General features: G+C 38.0%; 6 protein-coding genes. 4 read left to right on the forward strand and 2 right to left on the reverse strand.

The features are described from left to right. The first annotated feature begins 3 nt into the window (after positions 1-3). Positions 4-1,740, forward strand: a complete 1,737-nt coding sequence (locus BMW38_RS18390; RefSeq protein ID WP_092710824.1) for an FAD-dependent oxidoreductase — start codon at positions 4-6, stop codon at positions 1,738-1,740. Continuing rightward, positions 1,737-2,354 carry an NIPSNAP family protein gene (locus BMW38_RS18395; protein WP_092710827.1) on the forward strand — a complete coding sequence of 206 codons (618 nt, stop codon included), beginning with the start codon at positions 1,737-1,739 and terminating at the stop codon, positions 2,352-2,354. Before BMW38_RS18390 ends, BMW38_RS18395 begins: the two co-directional genes overlap by 4 nt. 230 nt (positions 2,355-2,584) lie before the next feature. Here the strand turns inward: BMW38_RS18395 and BMW38_RS18400 are convergent, their stop codons facing one another. Both BMW38_RS18400 and BMW38_RS18405 read right to left on the reverse strand, forming a co-directional pair. Next, positions 2,585-3,061, reverse strand: coding sequence for a MarR family winged helix-turn-helix transcriptional regulator (locus BMW38_RS18400; RefSeq protein WP_092710830.1), 477 nt, complete (start codon positions 3,059-3,061; stop codon positions 2,585-2,587). Positions 3,062-3,258: 197 nt separating this feature from the next. Then, a complete protein-coding gene (locus tag BMW38_RS18405; protein ID WP_092710833.1) occupies positions 3,259-4,029 on the reverse strand; it encodes an enoyl-CoA hydratase/isomerase family protein in 771 nt (256 codons plus the stop codon). Positions 4,030-4,304: 275 nt separating this feature from the next. On the opposite strand from BMW38_RS18405, the gene BMW38_RS18410 reads away from it, so the two are divergent. Then, positions 4,305-5,615, forward strand: a complete 1,311-nt coding sequence (locus BMW38_RS18410; RefSeq protein ID WP_092710836.1) for an MFS transporter — start codon at positions 4,305-4,307, stop codon at positions 5,613-5,615. Positions 5,616-5,686: 71 nt separating this feature from the next. Continuing rightward, on the forward strand, positions 5,687-6,242 hold a 556-nt coding region (locus BMW38_RS18415), incomplete at its 3' end, for an electron transfer flavoprotein subunit beta/FixA family protein (RefSeq protein WP_092709544.1).

Genomic DNA, 6,242 nt, shown 5'->3' on the forward strand with positions numbered 1-6,242 from the left:
AACATGGATAAAGAAGTTGATTTATTGGTTATTGGCGGTGGTGCAGCAGGCATGTCCGCAGCACTATTTGCCAAGCTTAATGGATTAGATGTTTTACTTTGTGAAAAGGCTTCCCAAGTAGGTGGTACTTCAGCAACATCAGGTGGAACGATTTGGGCACCAGGATCACATTTGAGTGTTCAAGCAGGTGTTCCCGATAATATTGAGCAAGCTCGAATTTTTCTTAAATCTGTAGTGGGTGAACGTGGTGGTGAAGAACTTCGTGAAGCATTTTTAGCGTCAAGTGCGGATATGATTCGTGAATTAGATGAAAAAACAACAGTTAAGCTTAATGCTTGTTTAGCACATCCCGATTATGTGAAAAATCAGCCAGGTGAAGCATTTGGCGGTCGTGCGCTTGCACCTGCTGAATTTGATGCAAGTGTTTTAGGTGCTGACTTTAAATATGTACGTCCTCCACGGGCCGAATTTATGGGCTTAGGCGGCATGATGGTCAATCGTAGTGAGTTAAATGCACTATTAAATCCTATACATAGTTTTCAGAACTTTATGACCACCTTGAAAGTTGTGGTGCCTTATTTGCTTTCAAGGTTACGTTTTAATCGGGGTACACGCCTTGTTATGGGTAACGCTCTGGTGGGTAGCTTATTTTACAACCTTAAACAAAAGAATGTACCAGTTTGGTTTAATGCGCCACTGCAAGAGCTGCTAGTCGAAAAAGGCAAAGTGGTAGGAGCCAAAATTAAAACTGAACAAGGTGTAAAAGTCATTCGTGCCCGAAAAGGTGTAGTTTTAGCCACAGGTGGTGTGGGGTGGAATACAAATTTACGTCAACAATTGTTCCCAAATGGTTTAATCGCAGACTCATTGTCTCCCGACTCGAACACAGGTGATGGGCTCAGTAGAGCCCTTGAAAAGGGTGCAAAACTTGACCCATCTGTGGATAGTAGTGTGCTTTATTTTCCATGTTCAATTCATGTTCATACCAATGGCTATAAAGCTATTTGGCCACACATTATTTTAGATCGGGCTAAACCAGGTGTGATAGCTGTCAATGATGATGGCAAACGCTTTGTCAATGAGTCAGATTCTTACCATGACTTTTGTATGGCACAGCTCAAAACTAATCAAGGCAAAGCAAAAATTCAGTCCTATCTGATTTGTGACCAAACTGCGATTCAAAAATATGGTTTGGGTTTTGTTCTGCCTGGTGCAAAAAAACTCGATTACTACCTCAAGGCAAAATATTTATTCTCTGCAAATTCACTAGAGGAGCTTGCCCAAAAAGTTGGAATCAACGCCCAAGGATTAGTAAGTACTGTTCAGCGTTTTAATCAATTGGTTGAACTGGGTACAGACACCGACTTTGGTAAAGGTAGTGGTGTGATGAACCGTTTTAACGGGGATCCCGAGGTAAAACCAAATCCATGCTTGGGCAAACTTGAGCAAGGGCCATTTTACGCTTTACCCGTTATTCCAATGGACTGTGCGAGTAGCGGTGGGTTAGCTGGTGACATTTATGGTCGAGTGCTTGATCAGAATAATCAGGTGATCACAGGGCTATTTGCCTGCGGTAATGACCTATCTTCAATTTTTAAAGGAACATACCCAGGTCCCGGAACAACGTTAGGGCCAGGGATGGTATTTGCTTGGCGAATTGCTCAATTTGCCGCAGGAAAACTAAATAAACAAGTGACTGAACAACCTACACCAATGACACAACCACGGAGAACCGCATGAAGCTTTATCAACTGATTAATATCACTATCAAAATGGGTACAACCGCAACTGTTGCGACAGGTATTCAAAGTTTTTACCAAGATACAGCAGCTAAAGGTAAGCTACTCGGAGTTTTTTTCTCAGATATAGGTCAACTCAATCAAGTTGTTGTATTACGTAGCTACTCTTCACAACAAGAACTTGACGATGAAAATGCACGTTTAGCCGCACAAGACAACTTATTTGATACATCAGAAAATATCATCAAATATTCAGTTGAAAATTTTGCTGGTTTCGACTTTTTACCTGAAGTTGAGTTAGGTGATTTTGGTCCTGTCTATGAAATTCGTACTTATGAGTTGAAGCATGGCGGTGTTCCTCATGTTCTTGAGGCATGGAAAAATGCAGTGCCAACTCGTACTCAATACTCAAAATTAACAATAGCGATGTATGCTCTTGATGGTACGCCGCGTATTGTAAGTATTTGGCCATATGCGTCATTGAATGAGCGTTCGGAAGTTCGTGCTAAATCGGTTGCAGATGGTATTTGGCCACCCAAAGGTGGTCCACAGTGGCTAACCCATGAGATGCAGTCAATGATTGCTCTGCCAACTTCGGTATCACCACTGAAATAAAATTTAGTAATAATGTATTGAAAACTAGCCTACTAAATTAGTGGGCTGGTTCTAAAAAAGAGGTAATAGATAAATGCACGTTACTTTTTAAAAAATTAAACTAAAAAATATTCTAACTAATTGCGTGTAAAATACTCTTGTACAACAATTACTATTAAATTCCCCAAATTGTACAATTAGGAAAACAATATTTCCTAATTTATTAGTTAATCTTAATAGACCATTCTAGCTTAACCGTTTATTTTAATATCATTCAGGCCATTTGTTAATTTATTTGCTAAATGAGTAAATGTAATCATATCGTCAAGTGTAAAGCCATTTAGAGCCTGCTTATAAAAATTATAAATATTTTCTTGTAATTGTTCCCATCGAGCAATTCCTTCTCTGGTCAACATGATATTTTTTGCACGGCGATCTGTTGTGTCAATTTGGCGTATTACATAGCCTTCGCGTTCGAGTCGCTTCAAAACACCATCTAAATTTTGTCTACTTACATCTAGGTATTCAGTTAACTCAGTAAAAGACATAACCGAATTAGTTTGTGGCCTTGATAATGCACCTAAAACTGCCCAATGTACTGACGAAATTCCTAGTTCATTTACACATTGACGATCTAATGAGTTTCCAAGTTGAAACAATCTGAAGAATAATCTGTTGTGGATTGGATAAAGAGAATGATCATAACTTTGTTGATCTTTTTGGGTCATAATCTAAACTGCTAAGTATTGAGGATTTATCTATATTATATACTTATAACCAGATGCATTTATTGAAAATAAAAAATGGAATATTGATGATTTATGTAATGTTGGTATCGATTTAGATAGTTTGATTTGATAGTTTTTACCGAAAATTATCAAATCAGACTATCTATTAGGCAATATTTCAAGTTGGTTTAGTAGCATCATTGATTCGTAAATTTTGCTTTACGCTTTTCAATAAATGCTTGTATACCTTCAGCCGCATCTTTAGTTTGGGTACTAGCAAGAAACATTTCACTTTCGAGCGTTAATCCATCAGTAATATTCAAATCTAATGCAGATTGAACAGCCTTTATGATAAATGCTGTGGATGCAGGAAATGATTCTCCAAAACTTGATAAAAAATCTAAGCCAGCTTGAACTGAATTTTCAGTCGCTGTAATTTGTGTGATTAGACCTATTTCTTTGGCTTCAAGCGCATCAAAAATTCTTCCACTTAGAGTCAACTCTAATGCTTTTGCATAGCCTACGATACGAGGCAAGCGTTGAGTTCCTCCATAACCTGGAAGTAGGCCTAATTTAATTTCAGGTAAACCAAACTTAGAATTAAGACTACAGATACGGAAAGTACAAGCCATCGCTAATTCTAAGCCACCCCCTAGAGCAGCACCTTTAATTACGGCTAGTGTAGGGAATGATAAATTACTAATCTTATTGAAAACATTTTGCCCTTTACGTGAAAGCTCTAGATATTCTGTAGGGGTTTTATTTTGTAGTTCAGTGATATCTGCTCCAGCACAAAAAGCTTTTTCTCCTTGACCAGTAAAAATGAGAACACGAGGAGGGCTTTGAATGACTCTGTTAAGTAAGTCATCAATATTTTGAATCATCTCCTTGTTTAGAGCATTTCTTGCTTCTGTTCGGCAAAGAGTAATTATGGCGATATCGTCCTGATAATTTAGTGTTGCGTTCATCTTTTAAACTCCTTTTTTGATAGTTAAAAGCATATTGAATTATTTATTTGTGTCAATATATTTACATTTTTAATTAAATTTTTTAATTTTATAATAAAATAAACATATAGTTATGTATTTTATTTTTTAATTTATATCAATATATTGACATAAATTATTGCAATGATTACTCTTGGTCGAAATGAAGTATTACTGCTTCAACCAATAAATAAGGGCAAAAATGTAATTAACAAAATTCAAGAAAATATAGAGTCATGAATATCAAGGAGATGATCATGCAGTACATTGATGTACACAAAATTGCTAATGATGCAAAGTTTAATAAGTTTCATACCAAAGTATTAGTTTGGTGTTTCATTATTATTATCATTGATGGCTATGACATTGCTGTTGCTGGTATAGCTATTCCTTCAATCATGGAAGAAATGGGTGTCAGTGCTTCGACAGCTGGCTTTATGGCTAGTTCTGCATTATTTGGCATGATGGTGGGGGCCATCTTTTTAGGAGCTATATCCGATAAAATTGGCCGACGTTTGACGGTTGCAATCTGCGTATTTCTGTTCAGCGTATTCACTGCACTAGCTGGAATGACGAATGATCCTATTAGTTTTAGTATTATGCGTTTTATTGCAGGTTTGGGGATTGGCGGTGTGATGCCAAATGTCGTAGCACAAATGACTGAGTATGCCCCCAAAAAAATACGTAATTTCATGACCGCCTTGATGTTTTCTGGGTACGCTATAGGCGGTATATTGGCAGCTTTACTGGGTAAACAATTTATTGTGGAATTTGGTTGGCAAGTCGTATTTTTTGCGGCGGGTATTCCTGTATTGCTCATACCTTTTATTATGAAATCAATGCCAGAGTCATTGGCATATCTGAGTAAAAACAAGAAAGATCTAGAACTAAAACAGACTATTCGATTGATTGAACCCAATATTCAAATAGATGCTGATGTAGCACTGCTCAATATTACAGATCCAACCCATGCGGGCTCTTCTGTTTCTTATTTATTCGCGAATGGACGTGGTTTTAGCACAATCATGTTTTGGGTAGCATTCTTTACTGGGCTATTTATGGTCTATTCACTGAGTACGTGGCTGACTAAGTTAATGGCGATGTCGGGTTATACGCTTGGCTCAGCATTAAGCTTCGTGATTGCTCTCAATATTGGCGGGATCATTGGTGCCATAGGTGGAGGTTGGTTGGCTGACCGTATGCATATCAAATGGGTATTGGTGTTTATGTACAGTTTGGGAAGCCTATTTTTGTACTTGATGACTTTGCCAATGCCAATACACATGTTGTATATCACTATTGCAGTGGTTGGAGCTTGCTCTACAGGCGCTCAAATTGTTGCTTATTCATATTGTGGTCAGTTTTATCCTAGTGAGATTCGTTCAACGGGTATAGGTTTGGCATCTGGCATTGGTCGTTTAGGCGCTATAGGAGCACCATTATTGATAGGAATGATTATGGCCTTGAATCTACCGATTGAAAAAAACTTTATGGTAATTGCGGCAGCAGGTTTAATCGGTGCAATTGCTTTATCACTTATTAATCATAATCGTTCATTTTCAAAATAATTCACTTTGACATGGTCTATCACATGAATATGAAGTAATAGACCATTTTTTATCTTTACTCGAGGAACTACATGAAGGCTCTTGTTGCTGTAAAACGCGTGGTTGATGCCAACGTCAAAGTTCGTGTTAAGCCGGACAATAGTGGGGTTGACCTAACTAACGTTAAAATGTCAATTAACCCATTTTGTGAAATCGCAGTGGAAGAAGCGGTTCGCTTAAAAGAAAAAGGAACAGTAACAGAAATCGTTGTTGTTTCTGTAGGTCCTAAAGAAGCTCAAGAACAAATCCGTTCTGCAATGGCTTTGGGTGCAGACCGCGGTATTTTAGTTGAAACTACTGATGAAATTGGCGCTTTAGAAGTTGCTAAAATTTTAAAAGGTGTTGTGGACGCTGAAAAACCAGAACTTATCCTTCTTGGTAAACAAGCAATTGATGATGACTCTAACCAAGTAGGTCAAATGCTTGGCGCATTATTAGGTGCGGGCCAAGGTACATTCGCTTCTGAAGTGAAAGTTGATGGCGGCAAAGTACAAGTAACTCGTGAAGTTGACGGTGGTTTACAAACTGTTGAACTGGCACTTCCTGCAATCATTACAACTGACTTGCGTTTGAATGAGCCACGTTATG

The organism is Acinetobacter sp. yr461 (assembly GCF_900110445.1).
GTDB lineage: Bacteria > Pseudomonadota > Gammaproteobacteria > Pseudomonadales > Moraxellaceae > Acinetobacter > Acinetobacter calcoaceticus.

Bases quoted from the DNA above. Each gene is read 5' to 3' on its own strand.
- BMW38_RS18405 (WP_092710833.1), bottom strand. From the start codon at position 4,029: ATGAACGCAACACTAAATTATCAGGACGATATCGCCATAATTACTCTT.
- BMW38_RS18400 (WP_092710830.1), bottom strand. From the start codon at position 3,061: ATGACCCAAAAAGATCAACAAAGTTATGATCATTCTCTTTATCCAATC.
- BMW38_RS18390 (WP_092710824.1), top strand. From the start codon at position 4: ATGGATAAAGAAGTTGATTTATTGGTTATTGGCGGTGGTGCAGCAGGC.
- BMW38_RS18410 (WP_092710836.1), top strand. From the start codon at position 4,305: ATGCAGTACATTGATGTACACAAAATTGCTAATGATGCAAAGTTTAAT.
- BMW38_RS18395 (WP_092710827.1), top strand. From the start codon at position 1,737: ATGAAGCTTTATCAACTGATTAATATCACTATCAAAATGGGTACAACC.